1 protein-coding gene is annotated in these 1,370 nt (G+C 52.8%); it reads right to left on the bottom strand.

Annotation, left to right across the window (positions count from 1 at the left end; genetic code table 11):
• Positions 1–48: 48 nt before the first annotated feature.
• Positions 49–1,370 (bottom strand): IS3 family transposase gene (locus tag EVJ32_RS15860; protein ID WP_370276283.1). Its coding sequence is split into 2 segments (ribosomal slippage), with 1,323 coding nucleotides annotated over them: positions 49–1,004 and positions 1,004–1,370; the frame shifts between segments, so codons are not numbered across the junction. This gene is flagged as partial in the annotation.

Here is a 1,370-nt window from a genome sequence, read left to right as displayed (position 1 = left end):
TGAACTGAGCCCCGTAAAATGGACAGTTTAATAAAAAGCCCGTATGTCCTATGCGGCGATTAGATGGCCCCGATATTGTTCCGGGGTCATCTTTTTTAGGTTCCACTGACCGCGTTCGCAGTTGTAATAGTTTATGTAGTCCCCGACCATTTCTCTGACCTGCTCGATTGATCCACACGATCGGTTGGTGACATAGTCCTTCAAATGGCCAAAGAATGATTCAATTGGTGCGTTGTCGAGACAGTTGCCTCGACGTGACATGGACTGGACCAGTCCAAGGCTGCGAACGAGTTGTTGGTAGTCCGGATGTGTATAGTGGAAGCCTTGATCCGAATGGATCATCGCCTCGGGATGCAGATTCCCTTGGAGGTGATCTTCAAGTTTTTCCATCGTCTGAAAGACGAGGTCCATGTGAAGGCTTGCGGACAGCTTGTGCGCCACGATCTCACGCGTGGCCACGTCCTTCACGCATGACAGATAGACGTTCTCGCCGGAGGCGATCGGGAGGTAGGTGATGTCGGTCACGAACACCTTTCCAGGCTCGCTCTGTCGGAACTGACGGTTCAACAGATTCGGCACGACGCGATGCTCGTGCGTCGCCTGAGAGAGCTTCCGATAAGGATTCATCCTCCGGATTTTGGTGACGATGTTATACTTGCGCATCAGTCGGAGAATCCGTTTGTGGTTGATCCGGACGCCGAGTGTCGCGAGCACCTCCATGTACAGCCCCCGATAACCGACTTTACCTTTATGGCTGTCGTGGATTTGCTTGAGGAGTGTCGCGTCTAGGTAATCACGCTCTTCCCGGAGGGACTCCGCCTCGGCACGGTTCAACCAGGCGTAATAGCCACTCCGGCTCACGCCGGCGATCTCACATAGTGGGCGGACGAGGTTCTTCAGCTGTGCGATGCGGATGACGGTGTTGATGGCCTGATATTTCGCTGCTGGTGTCAGTTCGTATGTTTCGCCTGCCCTTCTAACTTCTCTAGCTTTTTTAAGAGTTCATTCTCTGCCGTCAGGTACTTGATTCTTGCCTCTGCCTTCGCTAACCGTCTCTCCATCGACTCGTCTGTTTTCGGGCGTCCACCTCCCAGAGCCTTTCCACGTTTGTCGTTCAGGAGACCGTCTTCCCCGTCTTTTCGATATGTTCGGCGCCATCGTTCCAACGCGGACTTCGCCTTCCTGTTCCCAATTACCGTCAGGTCGAATCCAGCCTCCGTGAAGATCTGCCGGGGTCCCTTGCCGTCCATGTTTTCAAGCACGGCCTTTACTTTGAATTCACCGGTGTATTGGATCGAGCGTTCTGAAACCGACGAGACGTTCGGGTTCGACTCAAGCTGATCAATTTGATGGATATTGAAAATGATTTT

It is taken from the genome of Exiguobacterium sp. SH5S4 (assembly GCF_004337045.1).
In the GTDB taxonomy this organism is placed as follows: Bacteria; Bacillota; Bacilli; order Exiguobacteriales; family Exiguobacteriaceae; genus Exiguobacterium; species Exiguobacterium aurantiacum_A.
The sequence above is the reverse complement of the archived record's forward strand: the minus strand, read 5'-3'. Positions and strand labels throughout refer to the sequence as shown.